The 21,694-nt window shown below is 34.3% G+C and carries 23 protein-coding genes; 20 read left to right on the forward strand and 3 right to left on the reverse strand.

What is annotated here, in order from left to right:
• The first annotated feature begins 69 nt into the window (after window positions 1-69).
• From OLM54_RS04350 to OLM54_RS04400, 11 genes are all read left to right on the forward strand, one after another.
• Complete coding sequence (locus OLM54_RS04350) at window positions 70-642, forward strand: Crp/Fnr family transcriptional regulator (protein WP_264537378.1); 573 nt, start codon at window positions 70-72, stop codon at window positions 640-642.
• Window positions 643-944: 302 nt separating this feature from the next.
• Window positions 945-1,481, forward strand: coding sequence for a YceI family protein (locus OLM54_RS04355; RefSeq protein ID WP_264537379.1), 537 nt, complete (start codon window positions 945-947; stop codon window positions 1,479-1,481).
• A 10-nt stretch (window positions 1,482-1,491) separates the two neighbouring features.
• Window positions 1,492-1,710, forward strand: coding sequence for a tautomerase family protein (locus OLM54_RS04360; protein ID WP_042564553.1), 219 nt, complete (start codon window positions 1,492-1,494; stop codon window positions 1,708-1,710).
• A gap of 5 nt (window positions 1,711-1,715) precedes the next feature.
• The gene (locus tag OLM54_RS04365) at window positions 1,716-2,450 is read left to right on the forward strand and encodes an SDR family NAD(P)-dependent oxidoreductase (protein ID WP_264537380.1); all 735 of its coding nucleotides are present in this window, start codon (window positions 1,716-1,718) and stop codon (window positions 2,448-2,450) included.
• A gap of 1 nt (window position 2,451) precedes the next feature.
• Window positions 2,452-2,901, forward strand: a complete 450-nt coding sequence (locus tag OLM54_RS04370; protein WP_264537381.1) for a nuclear transport factor 2 family protein — start codon at window positions 2,452-2,454, stop codon at window positions 2,899-2,901.
• 16 nt (window positions 2,902-2,917) lie between these two features.
• Window positions 2,918-4,003 (forward strand): NAD(P)H-dependent flavin oxidoreductase, encoded by a 1,086-nt coding sequence (locus OLM54_RS04375; protein ID WP_264537382.1) that lies wholly within the window; start codon window positions 2,918-2,920, stop codon window positions 4,001-4,003.
• Between the two features lie 258 nt (window positions 4,004-4,261).
• On the forward strand, window positions 4,262-4,672 hold the full coding sequence (locus OLM54_RS04380) for a cupin domain-containing protein (RefSeq protein WP_264537383.1): 411 nt from the start codon (window positions 4,262-4,264) through the stop codon (window positions 4,670-4,672).
• A 134-nt stretch (window positions 4,673-4,806) separates the two neighbouring features.
• Window positions 4,807-5,808, forward strand: a complete 1,002-nt coding sequence (locus OLM54_RS04385) for an alpha/beta fold hydrolase (RefSeq protein WP_264537384.1) — start codon at window positions 4,807-4,809, stop codon at window positions 5,806-5,808.
• Window positions 5,809-5,984: 176 nt separating this feature from the next.
• Window positions 5,985-6,746 (forward strand): DUF1223 domain-containing protein, encoded by a 762-nt coding sequence (locus tag OLM54_RS04390; RefSeq protein WP_264537385.1) that lies wholly within the window; start codon window positions 5,985-5,987, stop codon window positions 6,744-6,746.
• Window positions 6,747-7,194: 448 nt separating this feature from the next.
• A complete protein-coding gene (locus tag OLM54_RS04395; RefSeq protein ID WP_264537386.1) occupies window positions 7,195-8,211 on the forward strand; it encodes a sensor histidine kinase in 1,017 nt (338 codons plus the stop codon).
• Window positions 8,192-8,959, forward strand: coding sequence for a LytR/AlgR family response regulator transcription factor (locus tag OLM54_RS04400; protein ID WP_264537387.1), 768 nt, complete (start codon window positions 8,192-8,194; stop codon window positions 8,957-8,959). Before OLM54_RS04395 ends, OLM54_RS04400 begins: the two co-directional genes overlap by 20 nt.
• A gap of 374 nt (window positions 8,960-9,333) precedes the next feature.
• Here the strand turns inward: OLM54_RS04400 and OLM54_RS04405 are convergent, their stop codons facing one another.
• Window positions 9,334-9,720 carry a DoxX family protein gene (locus OLM54_RS04405; protein ID WP_264537388.1) on the reverse strand — a complete coding sequence of 129 codons (387 nt, stop codon included), beginning with the start codon at window positions 9,718-9,720 and terminating at the stop codon, window positions 9,334-9,336.
• Between the two features lie 229 nt (window positions 9,721-9,949).
• Between OLM54_RS04405 and OLM54_RS04410 the strand changes: the two genes are divergently transcribed.
• Window positions 9,950-10,432, forward strand: coding sequence for a TlpA family protein disulfide reductase (locus OLM54_RS04410; protein ID WP_264537389.1), 483 nt, complete (start codon window positions 9,950-9,952; stop codon window positions 10,430-10,432).
• A gap of 2 nt (window positions 10,433-10,434) precedes the next feature.
• Complete coding sequence (locus OLM54_RS04415) at window positions 10,435-11,043, forward strand: thioredoxin family protein (protein WP_264537390.1); 609 nt, start codon at window positions 10,435-10,437, stop codon at window positions 11,041-11,043.
• A gap of 42 nt (window positions 11,044-11,085) precedes the next feature.
• On the opposite strand, the gene OLM54_RS04420 is transcribed toward OLM54_RS04415, so the two are convergent.
• Window positions 11,086-11,229 carry a hypothetical protein gene (locus OLM54_RS04420; RefSeq protein ID WP_264537391.1) on the reverse strand — a complete coding sequence of 48 codons (144 nt, stop codon included), beginning with the start codon at window positions 11,227-11,229 and terminating at the stop codon, window positions 11,086-11,088.
• Entirely contained in the window at window positions 11,216-11,701 is a 486-nt protein-coding gene (locus OLM54_RS04425; protein ID WP_264537392.1) for a DUF6934 family protein, read from the reverse strand. The genes OLM54_RS04420 and OLM54_RS04425 overlap by 14 nt, the downstream gene beginning before the upstream one ends.
• Before the next feature lie 228 nt (window positions 11,702-11,929).
• Between OLM54_RS04425 and OLM54_RS04430 the strand changes: the two genes are divergently transcribed.
• From OLM54_RS04430 to OLM54_RS04460, 7 genes are all read left to right on the forward strand, one after another.
• Window positions 11,930-12,556 carry a LuxR C-terminal-related transcriptional regulator gene (locus OLM54_RS04430; RefSeq protein ID WP_264537393.1) on the forward strand — a complete coding sequence of 209 codons (627 nt, stop codon included), beginning with the start codon at window positions 11,930-11,932 and terminating at the stop codon, window positions 12,554-12,556.
• Between the two features lie 174 nt (window positions 12,557-12,730).
• Window positions 12,731-14,260, forward strand: a complete 1,530-nt coding sequence (locus OLM54_RS04435; RefSeq protein ID WP_264537394.1) for a pyridoxal phosphate-dependent decarboxylase family protein — start codon at window positions 12,731-12,733, stop codon at window positions 14,258-14,260.
• A gap of 7 nt (window positions 14,261-14,267) precedes the next feature.
• Window positions 14,268-15,599, forward strand: coding sequence for a lysine N(6)-hydroxylase/L-ornithine N(5)-oxygenase family protein (locus OLM54_RS04440; RefSeq protein ID WP_264537395.1), 1,332 nt, complete (start codon window positions 14,268-14,270; stop codon window positions 15,597-15,599).
• A gap of 2 nt (window positions 15,600-15,601) precedes the next feature.
• Window positions 15,602-16,741, forward strand: coding sequence for a DUF1624 domain-containing protein (locus tag OLM54_RS04445; RefSeq protein ID WP_264537396.1), 1,140 nt, complete (start codon window positions 15,602-15,604; stop codon window positions 16,739-16,741).
• An 8-nt stretch (window positions 16,742-16,749) separates the two neighbouring features.
• The gene (locus OLM54_RS04450) at window positions 16,750-19,149 is read left to right on the forward strand and encodes a GNAT family N-acetyltransferase (protein WP_264537397.1); all 2,400 of its coding nucleotides are present in this window, start codon (window positions 16,750-16,752) and stop codon (window positions 19,147-19,149) included.
• Window positions 19,150-19,161: 12 nt separating this feature from the next.
• Window positions 19,162-19,758, forward strand: coding sequence for a GNAT family N-acetyltransferase (locus OLM54_RS04455; protein WP_264537398.1), 597 nt, complete (start codon window positions 19,162-19,164; stop codon window positions 19,756-19,758).
• A 10-nt stretch (window positions 19,759-19,768) separates the two neighbouring features.
• Entirely contained in the window at window positions 19,769-21,553 is a 1,785-nt protein-coding gene (locus OLM54_RS04460) for an IucA/IucC family protein (protein ID WP_264537399.1), read from the forward strand.
• The last annotated feature ends 141 nt before the right edge of the window (window positions 21,554-21,694 follow it).

Raw genomic sequence — 21,694 nt, forward strand, 5'->3', positions numbered from 1 at the left:
GCAGCTTTGCACCTTTCTCAAAAAAACCTTTGTACCTTTGTTGCTCTGAACCTCTGAACCTTTTTTTTCATGAACTCCAAAGAACTCCTAAAACAGCATATCTCCAAAAACGCTTCATTAACCGATGAACAATTCGACTATTTCTTTTCGCATTTTAAATCGCAGTCTTTTAAAAAAGGGCAAACTATTATAAGTGCAGGCGATAAAGTGGATTGCGAGTATTTTGTGATTTCGGGTTGTTTGAAGGCTTTTTTTATCAACGATGAAATTAAAATGTATATACTGCAATTTTCGATGCCTACCTGGTGGACATCAGATTATGATGCTTTATACAGCCAGACAAAAGCAACCATAAATATTGACTGCATAAGTGATGTTGAAGTGCTTTGTCTTTCCAGTACTGATCGCGAAAAACTGTGTGCCGAATTTCATCAAATAGAACACTTTTTCCGTTGGCGAACCAATAAAGGATATGTCGCTTCTCAAAAACGACTTTTATCTTTCATGAATAATAATACCAAAAAACGCTACGAAGAACTTTTGGCGTTATATCCACAACTTTACAATCTTGTTCCCAAACATTTAATTGCCGCTTATCTGGGCGTTTCAAGAGAAACCCTGAGCAGGCTTTATAATTCTTGATTTTTTTAGCCACAGATTAAAAAGATTAAAGGATTTTTCTAGTTTTCGTGTAGTTTGTCATCCTGACGAAGGAAGGATCTTCGCGAGTAACTCGACATGCAAAATTAACTTTGTGTAGCTTCTTGCGGGGATCCTTCCTTCGTCAGGATGACAAAAATGAGAATAAAATCTGCGTGAAATAAAACAGTTATTGCGTGAAACTAAAACCACAAATTCACCCAAAAATCCGAATGTGATCTACATCACGTAACCAATTTCTATAGTCGCCGTTCCTTTGTATTGTACTTTTAAATACAATAAAAATGGAAACAACAAATTTTAAAATCGTAAGCGCAAACAGCCAAATCGATTGGACCGGAAGAAAAGTAACCGGCGCACATAATGGTACAATTGGTATCAATGAAGGTAATTTCATCTTTAATGATGGAAAAATAAAAGGTGGCAATATTGTCATTAACACGACAGCAATAAAAATTCTGGACGTTACAGATCCTGCAACAAATGCACAATTTGCCGGACATCTTGCTTCGGATGATTTTTTCTCAAGCGAAAAATTTCCTACTGCATCTTTTGATATTCTTTCAGTAAAAGAAATTGCAGAAAACACGTCTTATCTTGAAGGAAATCTTACCATAAAAGGTATTACACATCTTGTTGGTTTTGAGGCATCGTCTGAAAATCATAACAAAAACCTGACACTTAAAGGTAAACTTGTAATTGACCGTACAAAATACGATATCAAATTTCGCTCAGGAAACTTCTTTGTAGATTTAGGTGATACGTTGATTTACAACGACTTTGACTTAGATTTTAATATTACTGCCGAAGCAACAATCTAAAAACTAAACCATGCCTTACGTAAAAATCGAATTGACCCGCGAAGGAGTAACACGCGAGCAAAAACAGGAATTAATAAGTGGCATAACCAATTTAATTACCGATGTTTTGAATAAAGATCCGCATTTAACACATGTGGTCATTCAGGAAATCGAATTAGACGATTGGGGTTACGCAGGCGAACAAGTATCAGTATTAAGAGAAAAAGGCATAACAGCCGATAAAAAATAAATATCATGAAAAAACAAACTATAATCGTTACCGGAGCAGCTTCCGGTATTGGAAAAGGAATCGCCAAATACTTTTTGGACAGAGGCGATAATGTGGTCATCAATTCAGTAACACCAAGTTCATTAGAAAGCACTTATAACGAGTTTGGCGCAGGCGATAATCTGGCAATGTTTGCCGGAGATGTAAGCAAAAAACAAACCGGAGAACAATTGGTGAAAATTGCCATCGAAAAATTTGGTTCTGTAGATGTACTGGTAAATAATGCCGGAATTTTTGACAGCAAACCTTTTTTGGAAGTTGATGAAGCGTATCTTGATAAATTCCTGACTACGAACTTAAAAGGAACTTATTTTACAACACAATCCGTAATTCCGCAAATGCTAAAACAACAAGACGGAGTTGTAATTAACATTGGAACTCCGCTTGTAAATCACGGATTAGGCGGATGGCCGGCAAGTGCTCCCGTAGCAAGCAAAGGCGCAATTCATGCACTTACGATTCAGTTAGCGGCAGAATTTGGAAAGCAAAATATTCGTGTAAATACCGTTGCGCCCGGAGTAATTCGCACACCAATGCACGGTGATAAAGCCGATCAGAATGCAGGTTTGCATTTGGTAAACAGGGTAGGTGAAATCGATGATGTTGCCGAAATGGTTTATACCATTGCAAAAAGTACTTTTATTACCGGATCAATCATTAATGTTGATGGCGGAAAAGGTGCCGGACACAATTTAAACTAAAATGAGAACTTTTTTATTAATTGCTTTTATGCTCTGGAATTTTCAGGGCATAAAAGCACAAATTAAGACTAAAATGGAAAATCAGAAAGAAGTTGAAGCAATTAAAAATGCCATAGAAAACAATTATTTCAAAGGCATTTATGAAGGAGACGAAACGGTTTTGGGAAGCATTTTTTATCCCGGCACATTAGTGTACGGAGATGTAAAAGGACAGCCTTATTTTAAAACCGCAGATTTATATCTTGACGGCGTAAAAAACAGACAAAGTCCCAAAGATTCAGGCAAACCTTTTAAAGGAGAAATTTTGGATATACGTGTTGTAAATTCAATAGCTGTAGCCGAAATTAATGTTAAAATGTACGATTTTAATTATCGGGATTTTTTATCTTTCCATAAGATTAACGGAAAATGGCTGATTGTCAATAAAATGTTGACAGATGTAAGTGAATAACTTTAAATGGAGAAAAATGTGGTACAATACAAAAGCTACAAAATTATTAGGTATTGATTATCCAATAATGCAGGGACCGTTTGGCGGTAATTTATCTTCGGTTGAATTGACCGCAACAGTATCAAACGCCGGCGGACTTGGCGGATACGGCGCTTATACCATGAGTCCGCAGGAAATTTTTGATGTTGATAAACAAATAAAAGCAGCAACCAATAAACCGTATAATATCAATCTGTGGGTTTCTGATCACGATATTCCGCCAACTGGTTTAACAGATGAAAAATTTCGTAAAACGATAGAACAATATAAACCCTATTTTGATGAAGTTGGAGTTCCGTTACCGGAAAAACCCGCGCCGTTTCAATCCAGATTCGAGAATCAATTAGACGTTATTTTAGACATTCGCCCAAAAGTATTCAGTTTTATGTTTGGCGTGCCTTCGGCAGATGTTTTAGAAGAATTCCGCAAAAAAGGAATTGTAACCGTTGGTGCCGCAACCACTTTAGACGAAGCCATTTTTCTGGAAAATGCCGGAGTAGATATGATAATTGCGTCAGGTTTTGAAGCCGGCGGACATCGACCTTCTTTTTTGGCTCCAGCCGAATCATCCTTAACGGGAAGTTTTGTTTTAATGCAATTGATTAAAGAAAAAGTAAAAACACCTATTATAGCCGCAGGCGGAATCGCAAACGGAAAAGGCGTTGCGGCAGCTTTGGCATTAGGCGCCGATGCAGCCCAAATAGGAACCGCATTTCTTGCCACCGATGAATCGAACGCATTACCAATTCACAGAGAAATGTTATTTTCTGATGCATCAAAATATACATCATTATCACGCGCCTACACAGGCAGACTGGGACGCGGAATAACCAGTCGAATCGCCAGAGAAATGATTGGAAAAGAAGAAAATATTCTGCCATTTCCGCTACAGACTACATTAATTTCACCATTGCGAAAAGCAGCACTCGATCAGCAAAAATGGGATATGATCTTATTTTGGGGCGGACAAATTTCGCCCATTTTGAAACACACAAAAGCCAAGGAATTAATGCATTCTTTAATTGAAGAAACTTCTGCATATTTCAATGATTTGAAAGCTTAATTTCAAAATTCACATCAAACCCCAATATTTGTCATTGCGAGGAACGAAGCAACCTCACTCGCTGAATCTACAAAGTTTACCCGCAATATCAAACCCGACAGGTTTTTAAAACCTGTCGGGTTTATCGTCAACCCTCCAAAATGTCCATTTCAACATCTGCTTTGCCTGCTTAACCTATTTACTGATTTTAAATCGCTTGTTATCGTAATACTTTTGACGAAGAAATTAACTGATAAACAATAATTTAAAACATAAAAAATGAAAGCAAGTAAAAACTTCGGCATTTATGCAATTGCAATTTTAGGTTTGATTGCATTACTAATTCCAACAAATACACAGGCACAACAAAACGGAATAAAACGTACCGATTTACAAAGACACAATCTTAGTATTTCAGGAATAGAAACTGTTCAGGCACGTATCGATTTTGATGCTCACACCGCTTTTGGAAAACATTCTCATCCGGGTGAAGAAATCATTTATGTTCTCGAAGGTTCTTTAGAATATGAAATAGAAGGAGAAGCTCCGGTAATCTTAAAAGCAGGAGAAGTACTTTTTGTTCCTGCCGGAAAAATTCACTCGGCAAAAAACAATACAGATAAAAAAGCGTCAGAACTGGCAACTTATATTGTCGAAAAAGGAAAACCAATTCTGGTTATGAAGAAATAATTTCAGGTTTTAGCCTGTCCGTTTCAGCTTTTAATTCGTCCGTTTCAACTTTTTATTCCTTGTACAAGGGCTGTAATCGCGATACTTTTGACGAAGAAATTCACTAATAATCACAACATTAAATATAATATATTATGAAAATAAATATTCAACGCAAAAAAAATATTTCGTCATTACTGCTTTCAAAAGTAGTTTTAATAGCGGTATTTTTCTTTACAATAACACAAATGTCTGCACAATCAGAAAGTTCACTTGGAACATTAAAACAAATTAATGCAGGACTTTTAAATGTGGGTTATACCGAAGCCGGACCTGCAAACGGAAACGCAATAATCCTGCTGCACGGCTGGCCTTATGATATTCACAGTTATAATGAAGTGGTGCCCATTTTGGTCGCAAAAGGATATCGGGTAATCACACCTTATTTAAGAGGTTTTGGCACAACTCGTTTTCTTTCTGACGCAACTTTCAGAAACGGTCAGCAAGCCGCATTAGCAAGCGATATTATTGCTTTAATGGACTCCTTAAAAATTAAAAAAGCAACTATTGGCGGATTCGACTGGGGCGCAAGAACCGCAGTTGTTATGGCAGCACTTTGGCCGGAACGCTTAAACGGATTGGTTTCTGTAAGCGGTTATTTAGTAGTAAATCTTGAAGCCAACCTAAAACCATTATCTCCGCAAGCAGAATTAGGCTGGTGGTATCAATATTATTTTGCTACTGAAAGAGGGAAAATCGGCTACAGCCAAAACACGTACGAATTCAATAAACTAATCTGGAAAATAGCCTCTCCAATCTGGAATTTCGATAAAGCAACTTACGATCAAACAGCACAATCGTTCAATAATCCGGATCATGTGGCAATTGTAATTCACAACTACAGATGGCGTCAATCACTTGAAGCAGGAGAATCTAAATATGATTCTTTAGAAAAACGTTTGGCAGAAAGACCAGCAATTAAAGTTCCGACAATAACAATTGGAAGTGATTTTGACGGCGCTTTCGCAGATGGAAAAGCCTACGCCAGCAAATTTACAGGAAAATACGAACACAGAATTCTAAAAGGAATCGGACATAATGTACCGCAAGAAGATCCAAAATCATTTGCACAGGCAATTATCGATGTGACTAAATAAATTGCAAATGTCAAAAATCAATTACAATATCAATATCAATTACAATATCAATTACAATTACAATATCAATTACAATTTTAAATAATCTAAAATCTAAAATCTAAAGTCTAAAATCTAAAGTCTAAAATCTATAATCTAAAATCTAAAATAACCCCTTGCAGATTAATATAAAAATCATGAAAAAAATAAAATTAATACCTGTTTTGAAAACATTATTTCTTTTTATTGGAATAACTGCTTTCGCACAAAATAATACAGACAGAAAAAGTTTTGCCCTTTTAGAATTATATACTTCCGAAGGATGTTCCAGTTGTCCGCCCGCAGATGAATTGATGGGAAAAATTCAGAATGAATATGAAGGCAAAAATGTATACGTTTTATCGTATCATGTTGATTATTGGGACAAACAAGGCTGGAAAGATATTTTTAGCAATCCCGAATATACCAAACGACAATATGATTATGCTGAATTTTTGGGAAAAGAACCTATTTATACACCACAATTAATCATAAACGGAAAAGCAGATTATATTGGCTCTCAGGAAGCTACAGTTAGAAATGCAGTTAAAGCAACACTTTCAAAACCGGCAGCTGTCGATTTATCTTTACAGGCAAATCTGGTAAATAACAATGTAGAAATAAATTATAATGTCGACGGAATCGCAAAAAATGGTCAATTATGGATTGCGATAGTTCAAAAATCAGCCAAAAGCAATGTAAAAAGAGGCGAAAATGCACATCGCGTTTTATTGCATCACCAAATTGTACGTCAGCTTCATTTAATATCATTATCGAAAAAAAAGAAAGGATTTACGGTGTATCATTTGCCTAAAAATTTCAATTCTAAAGATTTTGAAGTAATTGGTTTTGTTCAGGATTTTAAAACCGGAGCTATTTTAGGAGCGAATAAAGCAGTATTTCAATCATCATCAATATAGGTTTTAGGTGCAAAGGCGCAAAGGGGAAAAGGGACAAAGGCACAAAGTTTTTTCACGCAGATTTAAAAAGATTCACGCAGATTTACACAGATAATTAAATTAAAATCTGCTAAATCTGCCAAATCTGCGGGAAACAATTTTTTAATTTTTTAATCTCGCAAAGCCGCAAAAGCGCAAAGTTTTTTCACGCAGATTCAAAAAGATTCACGCAGATTTACACAGATAATTAAATTAAAATCTGCTAAATCTGCCAAATCTGCGGGAAACAATTTTTTAATTTTTTAATCTCGCAAAGCCGCAAAAGCGCAAAGTTTTTTCACGCAGATTCAAAAAAGATTTAAGCAGATCTAGACAGATAATTAAAATTAAATCTGCTCAAATCTGCGTGAAACTAAAATACTTTTAAAATATTCTATCTTTGGCAAAGCAAGATAAAAAACAATAAAAAATGGAAAAAGCAAAACGCTTTCAGGTATCGCTGCGTGTTATATGGGGAAGCTCGGTAGCATTGGCAATTCTTGCTTCGATACCTAAATTATTCGACGCTTTTTCAACTCCGTCAGACATCATTATAAACTCATCGATTACCCTGATGTTTTCGATATTTATTTGGTATTACAACATTTACAGCCTGCCAAAATTTACGGCGCAGCGCACCAATAAAAGTTTATTTAACTGGAAATTACTTTTGAGTGTTATCATGGGAATCCTGGTAATGGTTATATTGGTAATCGCGCATCAGGAACTTTTTCAGGTATCAAAAATGGACGCACCTATTATGTTTGAATTACGAGGTGTTTTAATCAATTTAATCGTTTATATGTTTCTGCATTTGCTGTTTCAAAATTATCAGACACAACAAATTGCAGTAGAGTTAGAGCGAACACAAGCCGTAAATCTGGGCGCACAATACGAACTTTTGAAACAACAGGTAAATCCACATTTTTTATTCAACAGCCTCAATACATTAAAATCAATGGTTGATATTCAGGATCCGCAAAGTTCTGATTTCATACTGAAACTTTCTGATTTTTATCGTTTTACACTCGAAAGCAGAAAATTAGACTTAATTTCACTTCGCGAAGAACTTCAAATTTTAGATTCGTATGTTTATCTGCTAAAAGCTCGTTTTGAAGACGGATTTGTAATGTTAAACCAAATCGATGAAAAGCAATACAACTCAGCAATTCCGCCTTTTACATTACAATTATTAATAGAAAACTGCATCAAACACAATGTCGTTTCATTAGATAAACCTTTGCAGATTAAATTATATACTGAAGATGATTTCCTTGTAGTCGAAAATCCAATTCAGCTAAAAAGAGGCGCATTATCAACCGGAGTTGGTCTGGATAATATCAATCAGCGTTTTAGTCATTTAATTCACAAAGAAATTGAAATTGACAAAACCGAAACTATTTTTAAAGTAAAAATCCCCATGATTTATGACTATCGTAATAATTGAAGATGAAGTAAAAACAGCCAAAGCGCTTGGTCAGCTTATATTGAGTATCAGACCGGATGCCCAAATTTTATCGTACATACAAAGTATTGACGGAGCGGTGAGTTATCTTTCAGAAAACGATCAGCCCGATCTTATTTTTATGGATATTCAGCTTGCCGACGGTTTGTGTTTTGAGATTTTTAAAAGTGTTACCGTTTTATCACCCGTAATATTTTGTACCGCTTTTGATGATTATGCGATTGAAGCCTTTAAATCAAACGGAATTGATTATGTACTGAAACCATTTTCAAGAGAAAGCATTGCGCAGGCGATTAAAAAGGCGGGAGAATTGAAGAATTTTTTCCAAAGAAATAAAAATGCAATGCCCGATTTTGATTATTTATTAACCAGAACCGGAGAAAATAAAGGGAAAAGCAGTTTTTTGGTTTTTAAAAACAACAAATACCAAACCGTTCTAACAGAGAATATTGCGTTGTTTTATATCAAAAATGAAACCCCAACTATATTGACTTTTGATAAAACAGAATATCAAATTACACAATCATTAGACGAAGTTCATAAACTATTGTCGGCAACTCAGTTTTTTAGAATCAACAGACAATATTTGATTAATTTTTCGGCAATAAGAGAAGCAGAACATTATTTTTCGCGTAAGCTCATTATTAAATTAACAATTCCTACCGAAGAAAAATTATTGGTAGGAAAAGAAAAAGCAACAGCTTTTTTAAGTTGGTTAGAAAACAGATAAGAGTTTCAGTTTTCTATTTCAATTTTTCAATGGCATTTTTAACTGCAATTTCATTTTCCGGAAACATAAAACAACTCAGGAACAATAAGGCAGAAATAACAATTGCAAAAATGATTAAGAGAATTTTTTTCATGATTTTTTATTTTAAGATTAACAAATTGCCTAAGACCAATTCTTAGATTTTTTTATCTCACGCAGATTTTAAAAAGATTTAAGCTGATTTGCGCAGATAATTAATATTTAATTTGCTTAAATCTGCAAAAATCTGCGTGAAAAAAAATTAACAGAGCTATGTGTTTTAATAAGTGAAACGCCTTTTTTAAGCGCACAAAATCTATGTTTCTATGTGTTAAAACTACAAACAGCAAGTAAATTTATGCCACAACATACGTTGCAGGATATAATTTTCTAAACATAAAATAAGTAACACTTACCATTACAAAAGCAATAATAGCATCAGTTGCAGCAGCAAAATTTAATACAGCTAATTTTGAAAAGAAAGCAAAAATGATGTCAAAGTAAATTCCCGTAAATACCCATTCTTTCAATCGAAGCAGTTTATTCGGAATCAATAAAGTGAGAACGCCAGCAAGTTTTACAACACCAAGAATGTAAATAAAATGTGCCGGATAACCAAGTTGCTGCGTTATTTCCCAGACAATTTTATTGGTTGTAAGTTCGAAAAATCCGCTTGCGCCAAACCATAAAGAAGTTAATACTACGCCAGTCCAATAAATAATTTTTGTTGTTTTTGAATTCATAATTTTTATATTTTAAGTTGTTAAACAGGACAAAAGTGCGTTACAACAGAAAGATTTGCGAATGATTTTTTGTCGAAACGGACAAATTAAACTTTGAAATAGACATTCTTAAACCTGATTAGAATTTGTTCTAAAAAATAAACTATTAACAAGAATTAACATTTTTTAAAAATGGATTCGTTTTATATTTGTAATCGACATTTAACAAATAAGATCCAAATCCATTTGTATGAAAAAAATTAAAGTCTTTAAAATTATTGTTTTTCTGTTTCTGGCTTTCTCCTTAAAATCTTACAGCCAGCAAGTAAAATTGCTTAATATCGATCAGCTTCAGGAAAGAATCAAAAACGGAAAAGACAGTACATACGTTGTTAATTTTTGGGCAACCTGGTGTGCGCCATGTATTAAGGAATTACCGCATTTTGAAAAACTAGGCTCAGAATATAAATCAGAAAAACTAGCCGTATTATTAGTAAGCGTTGATTTTAAATCGAAACTAACATCTGCCGTTGTGCCGTTTGTGAAAAGAAAAGGTCTTAGAAATCAGGTATTTATGTTAAACGAAAGCAATCCGCAGGAATATATCGATCGTATTGATCCGTCGTGGTCAGGAAGTATTCCCGCCACATTATTCATCAAAAACGATAAAAGAAAATTTATAGAAAGCGAACTTACCTACGAACAATTATTAACCGAATATAAAAAACTATAATCATGAAAAAGTTTATCACACTTGCATTAATTTTTAGTGCCTTTCTTTCTCAGGCACAAGCTCCAACACTAAAAGCCGGACAAACTGCACCGGATTTTAAACTGAAAAATGTAGACAATAAAGAAATTTCTTTTGAAAGTTACCCAAAAGCAAAAGGTTTTATTGTGGTATTTACCTGCAATACATGCCCGTATGCAAAAGCTTATGAACAAAGAATTATCGATTTGGATAATAAATTCAAACCACAAGGATATCCCGTAATTGCTATTAATCCAAATGATCCTGAAGCTTCAAAAGCAGATACTTTTGACAAAATGCAGGATTTGGCGAAAGAGAAAAAATACGCATTCCCATATTTATTTGACAAAGGACAAATCGTTACAGATCAATATGGAGCAAAACACACGCCACATCTTTTTATAGTTTCAAAAACAGCAAAAGGAACTGTTGTAGAATATACAGGCGCTATCGATAACGATCCGGAAGGAACAAAAGACCTGAGAACAAAATATGTTGACGATGTAATTACATCATTAATAAACAATCAAAAACCGGCAATAACCGAAACAAAAGAAATTGGCTGTACAGTAAAAAGAAAAGCGAAAGCGTAAGTTTTATGCATAAATGAAAAACGCCTCAATTGAGGCGTTTTTTTATATCGTAAATTGAAAATTCATTGTTTTCAATTCTTCTAATTTATTTGAAGTTGTTTTTACAGTTTTGACACTATCTAATTTTTTGTCTATACTGTATTTTGCACCTGTTTTAGTATCTGTAAGCTTCTTAGTTTTCTTCATTGCATTTAGCTTTTATATAAAATCCATAAAAATCATCCGATGCATTAAAAGGTACATTGATAATTTTACCATTGATATTTATTGCACCAAATATAGCGAATGTTTTTGAAATATAGTCAAATTCCTTACAAATCGCTCTTCTGTATAATCTTGTTCTTGCAGGAGTACTACCTTTAAAAAAAATAAGACGATCTGGATAAGTTTCAGAAAAAATATAGGCAGAACTGGCAATTGTAGCCAGAATCTTTTCTAAATCACCATTATTACTTACAGCTATATCATCAATATTTAACTCTCCCGTTTCCTTATTTATTCCTTTGTTATCACCAAAGCAAAGATTATATATTTTAATTTCTTCATTTATGCATTGATAGGTAATGGCTTTTCCAATATTACCATTAGTTCCTTTACTGATAAATTCAAATGTAATATTTTCAGTACTGGAGGTAAAGTCGTATTTGGGATAATTCATTTGTAAGATTTAACTAACAAAATTAATGTTTATTTTTTAAGTTTCTTGTTATAATAATTTAATAATAGGATATTTTGAATTTTATTAAAAAATCTGTTTAGATCTTATTGTCACTCTGACTTTTCTTGCTATACCTGCTATTATAAGAAAATAACTATTTTTTCACTATAAGTTATTCTCCAATTCAATTTTATTATTAATTTTGTTTAGAATTAATCTAAATAATAAATGAAAAATTTCCTTATAGCCGATTCCGAAAACCTACACATAATTGGATTGAGGCATACGCTTAAAAAACGGGTAAAAACACCCAATTTAAAAGTCGTAAATTCAAGAGAAGAATTATTTAAGTGTTTGGATAAGAATAATATAGATTGCCTGATTATTGACCCCAATAACATTTTTTTATTTTATGATGATGATTTAAAACTCATAAAAATAAATTATCCGTCCTGCAAGATCATTATTCTTTCTTATTTTAAAAACAAACAAACCCTCGACAGTTTTTTAAAAGATAATATAAATGGCTTTATATCAAAAGATTGCGAAGAACAAACCATTTTCGATGCCCTTTATAAAATTCAGAACGGTGAACGCTATTTATGTCCCAAAACCTTAAATGCACTTATGGATGTTTTAGTTTTACCATCTGAAGACAGCGATCAAAAACTGACTATTAGGGAATTCGAAATCCTGAAACAGATTGCTCAGGGAAACAATGGTAAAAATATTGCATCAGATCTTTTTATAAGCATTCATACCTTTAGAACGCACCGAAAAAACATCATGAAAAAAACGGGCAGACACACTACTTCTGAACTGATACTCTATGCTTTAGAGAAAAAAATAATGTAATTTTCGTATGACATTAAACTAATTTATGTTTTATTTCCTACTATATATGAGGTATTTTCTCTACCACATATATAGAAACAATTTTCGCTTTTTTGTGGTATTGATTTAATTTTCTCACAAATATACATTTGCTAAAAATTATTCTTTAGAATCAATCTAAATTAAATACCACAAATGGAAGCACAAAAAGTAATAGCATTACAGCAAGAAATTGCAATTGATAATGTGCATGATAAGCATGTTTTTTCGAACAATAATAAATCGATTGGGATTTATAGAAAAAGCATGAAAAAAGCCATTAAAGCAATTGGAAATCACTTAAAAGAAAGGAATACCCCATTTACAGGAACCAGTATTTCAATCATTAAAAAGAAAATTGACAACATTGATATCGAAGAAAATATAAAAGGCAAAAGCCTGGATTATGTTTTAGACGAATTGAAAGACATTTATCTCGACGATTGTATTCATTTTCATAATCCAAAATACATTGCGCATCTTAACTGCCCAATTCTTACGCCGGCACTTGTTGCTGAGGCTTTTATATCATCCTTAAATTCCTCTATGGATACCTGGGATCAAAGTACCGGAGCTACTTTTATCGAATTAAAACTGGTAGACTGGACGCTTGAAAAATTAGGTTATCCAAAAAATGCCGACGGAATTTTTACCAGCGGAGGAACACAATCCAACATGATGGGATTGCTTTTGGCAAGAGATCATTATATTAAAAAACATTACGGAATTGACCCAAAAATGGACGGTTTACCGCCGGAAGCTTCAAAATTCAGGGTTTTATGTTCAGAAGTAAGTCATTTTAGCCTAAAGAAAAACCTGAGTTTATTAGGTTTAGGACAAAATGCAGTAATTCCCGTTGCCGTAGATCCTGATTTTAAGATGAATACCAACGCTTTGAAAAAAGTGATACAACAGCAAAAAGATTTAGGAAACATTCCGATCGCAGTTGTGGGAACAGCCGGAACAACAGATTTTGGTTCTATAGATCCATTGGCAGAAATTGCTGCTGTGGCAAACGAAAACGACTTGTGGTTTCACGTAGATGCAGCTTATGGCGGCGGATTATTGATTAGCGATATTCACAGATATAAACTGGACGGAATTGAATTATCAGACTCAGCAACAATAGATTATCATAAAACTTTTTATCAACCCGTGAGTTCAAGCGGTTTTTTTATGAGAGATAAATCATTCGTCGATTACATAAAATACCACGCCGATTATCTAAATTCGAAAGAACAGGAAGACGAAGGAATTCCAAACATGGTAAAAAAATCAATCCAGACAACACGCCGTTTTGATGCCTTAAAATTGTGGTTTACGCTAAGAATGATCGGAACAAAAGGTTTGGGATCATATATGGAAAAAGCAATCGAAAATGCACAATTTACAGCCAATTTGCTTCGACACAGAGACGATTTTGAAATCATTCATAAACCAGAAATAAGTGCCGTTGTATTTCGTTACACACCATTTAACGGAACTGACTCATCATATTGTGCTGTAAATAGTTACATCCGTAAAGCGATTTTTAACGAAGGAAAAGCCATTATCACAAGCACAAAAGTTTACAATGAAGTATTCCTGAAATTTACCCTTTTAAATCCGTTAACAACGCCTCAGGATATTGAAGAAGTGATCGATTTAATTGTACATCACGGAAATGAATATTCATTAAAAAATTAAAACGATCATGACAAATAAAACATACGATTTCATTGCCGTTGGAGTAGGGCCTTTTAACCTGAGTCTGGCGTGTTTAACTGCGCCAATTGAAAACCTTGATGGTTTGTTTTTTGATAAAAACGAATCCTTCAACTGGCATCCGGGCATGTTGCTGCAGGATACGACCTTGCAAATTCCGTTTATGGCAGATTTAGTGACTTTAGCAGATCCAACAAGTCCGTTTAGTTTCTTAAATTACATCAAACAGCAAGGTAAAATGTATTCGTTTTACATTCGTGAAAACTTTTTATTATTAAGAAACGAATACAATCAATATTGTCAATGGGCGATTAAAAAACTGCCAAATGTATTTTTTAATACCGAAGTTACCGCAATCGAATACGATGAAAATCAGGAACTTTATATTGTAAAAACAGTTGCTGTAAAAACGAATGTTGCAACAATCTACAAGACAAAAAAGATTGTTTTAGGAACAGGAACTGCACCGCATATTCCGAAATCCTGCCAGAATTTAAAAGGAAAAGCAATTCATTCCTCAGCTTATATTCAGAATAAAGCAGAACTTCAAAAACAAAAATCAATCACGGTTTTAGGAAGCGGACAAAGTGCTGCGGAAGTTTTTAATGATCTTTTACAGGAAATTGACGTTTACGGATATCAGTTAAACTGGATTACAAGATCGTCACGTTTTTTTCCGATGGATTACAGCAAGTTAACGCTCGAAATGACCTCTCCGGAATATGTCGATTATTTCTACAATCTTCCGTCAGACAAAAGAGATCATTTGCTAAAAAATCAAAAATTATTGTACAAAGGAATCAATAAAGACTTGATTGCAACGATTTTCGACACGATTTACAACAAAAAAGTAATTACAGAAATTGATGTAAACCTAAGAACAAATGCCGCTTGTACAAAAGCTTCTTTTGATGAAAATAATAAGTCTTTTGAATTAGAATTACATCAGGTTGAACAAGATAAAAGATACCGTCATAAAACCGATGCACTGGTTTTGGCAACAGGTTACGGGTATAAATTGCCTCAGTTTCTTGAAGGAATTGCAAACAGAATTCAATGGGATGAGAAAGGACGTTTTGCTGCCAACAGAAATTACAGTATTGACAATAATGGCAATGAAGTTTTTGTTCAAAATGCAGAATTACACACGCACGGCTTTGTAACACCCGATTTAGGAATGGCTTGTTATCGAAATTCATACATAATCAAAGAAATTACCGGAGTTGAACATTATGCGGTTGAAACCAAAATTGCTTTTCAGGAATTTGGAGTTCCGGCGTCAGAAGTTATAGAGAATTCGGTATTTGAAACAATCGCATAATTATGGAAACAATTCAGAAAAAAAAGAGAGTTTTGGCAATTGATTTTGCCAGAGGTTCAAGTGTAATCCTAATGATGATGGTGCACACCATGTTAATTTACGGCACAATTGCCACACAAACCAATACTGTTTTAGGAGAAATTATTTTGTGGTTAGGGCGCGGAACAACAATGTTTTTGGTTAGCATGGGAATTTCTTTTGTGCTGTCAAGACGACAAAGTTTTCTGGCCGTTTGCAAAAGAGCTTTATACATTTTGGCAATTGGTTACGGAATGAATATTTTGAAATTTCTGGTTCCCGAATTCATTTTTGGCGGACTTCCGAAAGCTTTTATTTCAGCTTATGGCTTACAATCAGGCACTTTACAAACAGGGATTTTCTTTTTGCTTTTAGGCGATATTCTACAACTTGCCGGAATCACTTTGTTTATCATGGGATTAATAAATCATTTTAGCAAAAGCAAATATGTACCGTTAATTGTGGCTTTGCTGATTATTTCGGTTTCAAAAGAATTAAGCGGTTTCAGAGTTGGAATTACGGGTTTGGATTATATCTGCGATTTGTTTTTCAGCAATCAGTTTAATGTCTATTTCCCTGTATTTCCGTGGAGTGCCTTTATTTTAATCGGAATGTTTATGGGAAGATGGTACAAAGAATTAAACGAAAATCAGGAACTATTTTTTAAAAGAATGCTCTTTGTTGGTCTTGGTTTTATAGCCGTTGGAGGAATTTTAAACTTCTCAAATCCTGAATATCATTTTGGCGATTATTATCATTTAGGTCCCGGCGGAAGCATTTTATTACTGGGAACAAATTTGGTTTTATATTGGTTTGTCAACATCATTGTTCATTTGTTTAAAGAAAATAATAGCGTGTTCAATTTACTGACTTTTTGCAGTAAACATGTAACGAGTTTATATGTAATTCAATGGGTTTTGATCAATTGGGGAATGTATGTTTTTGGTTTTTGGCAACACGATCAATGGGTTGTTTTAGGATTATTTCCCGTTGTTATCGCCACAAGTCTAAGCATTCAGATTGCTTACAACGAAATTAAAATATTTTTGGGGTCTGGTAGTACCTCGATTAGACCTAACAGGTTTTTAAAACCTGTTAGGTCTGTATTGAACAATAAAAATTAATCTAAAAAATGAGTACATATAAACCTATTTATAGCACCACAATTCCAGATTTTGGCACAATAGATTTTCGTCCGTTGCAATTAGAAACCGATGCTGAAATTATTTATGATTGGGTCAATCGTGATTATGCCCAATATTGGGGCATGCAGGGAAAAACATTGGAAGAAGTTCGTTTAGAATATGAAAAAATAACCAAAGAATCTGATGTTTTTATTGGATTGGTAAATGGAGAAATTTCTTTTTTATTAGAGCGCTACAATCCAAAACAAGATATTATCAGAAACTATTATGCTGTTCAGGAATATGATTGTGGCATTCATATTATTGTCGCGCCGTCAACAAAACCGGTACATCAGTTTACCTGGCATATTTTTTCGAGTATTATGAAATTTGTTTTCAGAGATTTAACTATTCAACGTATTGTGGTTGAACCGGATATCAGAAATAAAAAAATGTTCGACATCTGTCATCGCGTTGGTTTTGAAGATGCGCATGTAGTCAATTTACCGCATAAAACAGCCTTGCTTGCTTTTTGTACGCGAGAACAATTTATCAAAAAAATAGATTCATTTAACCTCAATTATACCGAAATGAATACCGAAAATCAATTAGAATTTCCCGAAAAAGCCATCACGCATATACAACCCGAAGTGTGGGAAAAAGCCAATCGTTTATTAGTAAAAAAAGCCATTTGTGAGTTTTCGCACGAACTATTAATCGAACCAATATTAGAATCCGGCGTTCAAAATAGTAATAAATACACATTGTTTTCTGATGATAAATCGGTGAAATATACTTTTAAGGCACAACAGCTCGCCATGAATCATTTAAATATAGAAGTTAATTCTATTTCTAAATATATAAATGACGAAGAAATAGCTTTAGACGCCGTTGATTTTATTCAGGAATTCAAAACCAGTTTAGGAATTTCAGAACAATTATTGCCGTCTTACATCGAAGAAATTATCAGTACACTTTACGGAAGCTGTTATAAATTATTAAAAGAAAATTCTACTTCAAAATCATTAGCCAATTCTGATTTTCAAACCATTGAACAAGCCATGATGGAAGGTCATCCGGGATTTGTTGCTAACAACGGCAGAATTGGTTACAACAGCATGGATTACAAAGCCTACGCGCCGGAAGCAGGAAATCCGTTTAAGATTTTATGGCTCGCCGGACATCGCGACAGAACCGTTTATGCGGGAACTAAAAAACTCGATTATGACACACTAATTCAGCAGGAATTAGGTTCAGAAACCATTTCAAAATTCAACGCCACAATCAAAGAAAGAGGACAAAATCCAGCCGATTATTTCTTTATTCCCGTGCATCCGTGGCAATGGTTTAATAAACTGGCTAATTTATTTTCGCCGGAAATTGCCAAAGGAAAACTAATTTGTGTTGGTTACGGACCAGATTTATATCAGGCACAGCAATCCATCAGAACTTTATTTAATTTAAGTAATCCGAAAAAATTCTATACAAAAACCTCACTTTCAATCCTAAATATGGGCTTTATGCGCGGTTTGCCGGTATTTTATTTGGGAACTGCGCCTGAAATGGCTGAATGGCTCGATCAATTATTAAGCGGCGACGCATATTTACAAAAAGCAGGGTTCGGAATGTTGGGCGAAGTCGCTTCTGTAAGTTACATCAATCCGTATTTTGAAAGCTTTGGAAAACACAATCCGTACAACAAAATGATCGCTTCATTATGGCGGGAAAGTCCGGTGGCAAAACTCAAAAACGACGAACAATTGATGACAATGGCGGCATTTTTGCATCTGGATAAAGACGGAAATTCATTATTATCTGAAATCATAAAAGCTTCGGGGTTATCAATAGATTCCTGGCTTTCCGAGTATTTCAAGGTTTATTTAAGCCCGTTATTACATTGCTTTTATCAATATGATTTGGTTTTTATGCCACACGGCGAAAACCTTATTTTAGGATTAGAAAATCACGTTCCGGTGCGTTCTTTTATGAAAGATATTACCGAAGAAGCCGTAATTCTCAATCCCGATGTGGAGATTCCGAAAAACATCGACAGAATTTATGCAGAAGTTCCAGAAGACGTAAAACTACTTTCGATTTTTATTGATGTTTTTGATGGATTTTTCCGTTTTATGTCGGCAATTTTGGTTGCAAGCGATAATTATTCAGAAGATCGTTATTGGGAATTGGTGGCAGAATGTATCTCTGATTATCAGGAACAAAATCCACATTTAGAAGCTAAATTCGAGAAATACGATTTGTTTGCCAATGAATTTCAGCTGTCTTGCTTAAACCGTTTGCAATTAAACAACAATAAAACCATGATCGATCTTGACGATCCAGTGGCGTTGTTACAATTTCAGGGAAAACTGCAAAACCCGATTGCACCGTACAAAAAAATAATCGCTTAAAACCTTAAACAGATGAATAGTATAATAACTCATCCTGAAAATGATGTCTCAACAGCTGTTGTTTTTGTAAAAACGATTCCCGGTTTAGGTGTTTTTGAACTGCGGTCAATTGATATGGAAACAGATATCAAATTGATTCACAATTGGGTCAATCGCGATTATGCGGTTTATTGGGAAATGAATGGATTTTCTGAAGAAGAAGTCAAAAATACGTATTACAATATTTTAGAAAAAGCGCAGGTTTATATGGGCGTTTTTAACGGGAAAGTGGCTTTTTTATTAGAATGTTACGATCCGCAAAACGATTTGGTAGGCAAATATTATGAATCGCAAAAAGGCGATAAAGGCATGCATATTCTGGTGGCACCGTCAGAAAAACCAATCCCGAATTTTACCTGGACTATTTTTACGGTAATTCTTGATTTTATTTTTTCAGATTCAAAAAACAAGCGAATTGTGGTAGAACCTGACGCACGAAATCATAAAATTCATTTACTGAATAAAAGAGCCGGATTTGTTTTTCAGCACGTTCTCGATTTACCGCATAAAAAAGCACATCTCGAATTTTGTACCCGCGAAGATTATTATAAAGCATTACAATCGGTTTAATAACATAAAAATGGAAAAACCAACCCAAAATATACAGCACTTAACAAAAGAAAACTGGAACAAAGCAAACAGGCTTTTACTCAAAAAAACGTTAAGTGAATTTGCGCACGAATTATTGATTGTTCCAGTTTCAAATGGCACTAATTTCTATACTATTTCTTCTCCTGATAAAACAGCTGAATATAGTTTTGAAGCTTCTGTTTTATCCTTAAATCATTGGTCTATTGCAGTTGAATCGATCAAAAAAACAAAAAACGAAATAGATTCGCCTTTGCTTTTATTAGAATTTATAATAGAATTCAAAGACGTTTTAGGCATCGGCGAAAGCCTGTTACCAACGTATTTAGAAGAAATTACAAGCACTTTATACAGCACCGCATATAAAATTGCAAACGAAAAATACAATTCAAAAGATTTACTTGAATTGGATTATCAAATCATTGAACACGCAATGACAGAAGGACATCCGTGTTTTGTAGCAAACAGCGGTAAAAACGGTTTTAATATTGATGATTTTGCCGCTTTTTCTCCAGAAGCCAATGCGCCCGTACAATTATTGTGGCTCGCCGGACATAGGAGCAAAACTACTTTTACGGCGATAGAAGCTTTAGATTATAAAAAAGTATTGCAGCAGGAGTTGGATTCTGAAACCATTTTAAGTTTCAAAAACATATTAAAATCGCAGGGATTTGATGTTGATGATTATTATTTTTTTCCCGTGCATCCATGGCAATGGTTCAATAAACTGGCATTGATTTTTGCGCCGGATATTGCCGAAGGACATTTGATTTGTCTGGGTTATGGTGAAGACGAATATTCCGCACAACAATCTATTCGTACGTTTTTTAATATTTCTTCGCCGGAGAAATTTTATGCAAAAACGGCACTTTCTGTTATCAATATGGGTTTCATGCGCGGACTTTCTCCATATTACATGGAAAGTACGCCCGCAATAACGGAATGGGTTGCAAATCTGGTAGAAAATGATGTGTATTTACAGCAAAAAGGCTTTACATTATTAGGAGAAGTTGCCACTCTTGGCTATCGCAATTTTTTATACGAGCCTTTAGGACGAAGTATTCCGCATAATAAAATGCTTGCCACATTATGGCGCGAAAGTCCGATCCCGAAATTGTCTAAAAATCAAAAGATTATGACAATGGCTGCTTTGTTACATGTGGATCAGTCCGGAAGTTCTTTTGTTCGTGAATTGATAAAAAAATCGGGAATTAGCGCCAAATTGTGGATTAAAAGTTACCTCAACGCTTATCTTTCGTCCTTATTACATTGTTTTTATGAGCACGAAATGGTTTTTATGCCTCATGGCGAAAACCTGATTTTAGTTTTAGAAAATCACGTTCCCGTAAAAGCCATTATGAAAGATATTACCGAAGAAGTTATGGTTTTTAATGCTGCAATTCCGCTGCCGGAAAAAGTAAAACGTATTCATATTGATATGAAAGAATCGTTGAAAATCCTGTGCATTTTTAATGACGTTTTTCAATTCTATTTCCGTTTTCTTTCTGCAATTTTATCAGAATCAAAAACACTTTCTGAAGAAGATTTCTGGTCAGAAGTTGCCGATTGTATCGCACAATATCAGGAAGATCAGCCACATTTAAAAGAACAATTCAAAAAATACAATTTATTTGCTCCCAATTTTGACTCGTGTTGCCTGAATCGTTTGCAATTGCGAAATAACAAGCAAATGTTAGATTTAGCAGATCCTATTGATAGTCTTCAGTTTGTTGGGAAACTAACGAATCCTGTTGCAGCGTTTATTCCTGTTATTTAAATAATCTCACAACCTTCATTTTGACGGAGGAGAAATGGCACGCGTATCTCTACAAAGATTGGCGGTTATCTTTACGGAGTTTCTGGTGTGATCCTTCCTTCGTCAGGATGACAAGATTGTGTCCTTGTGGCAACAAAAAAA

Source organism: Flavobacterium sp. N1736 (assembly GCF_025947065.1).
Lineage (GTDB): Bacteria > Bacteroidota > Bacteroidia > Flavobacteriales > Flavobacteriaceae > Flavobacterium.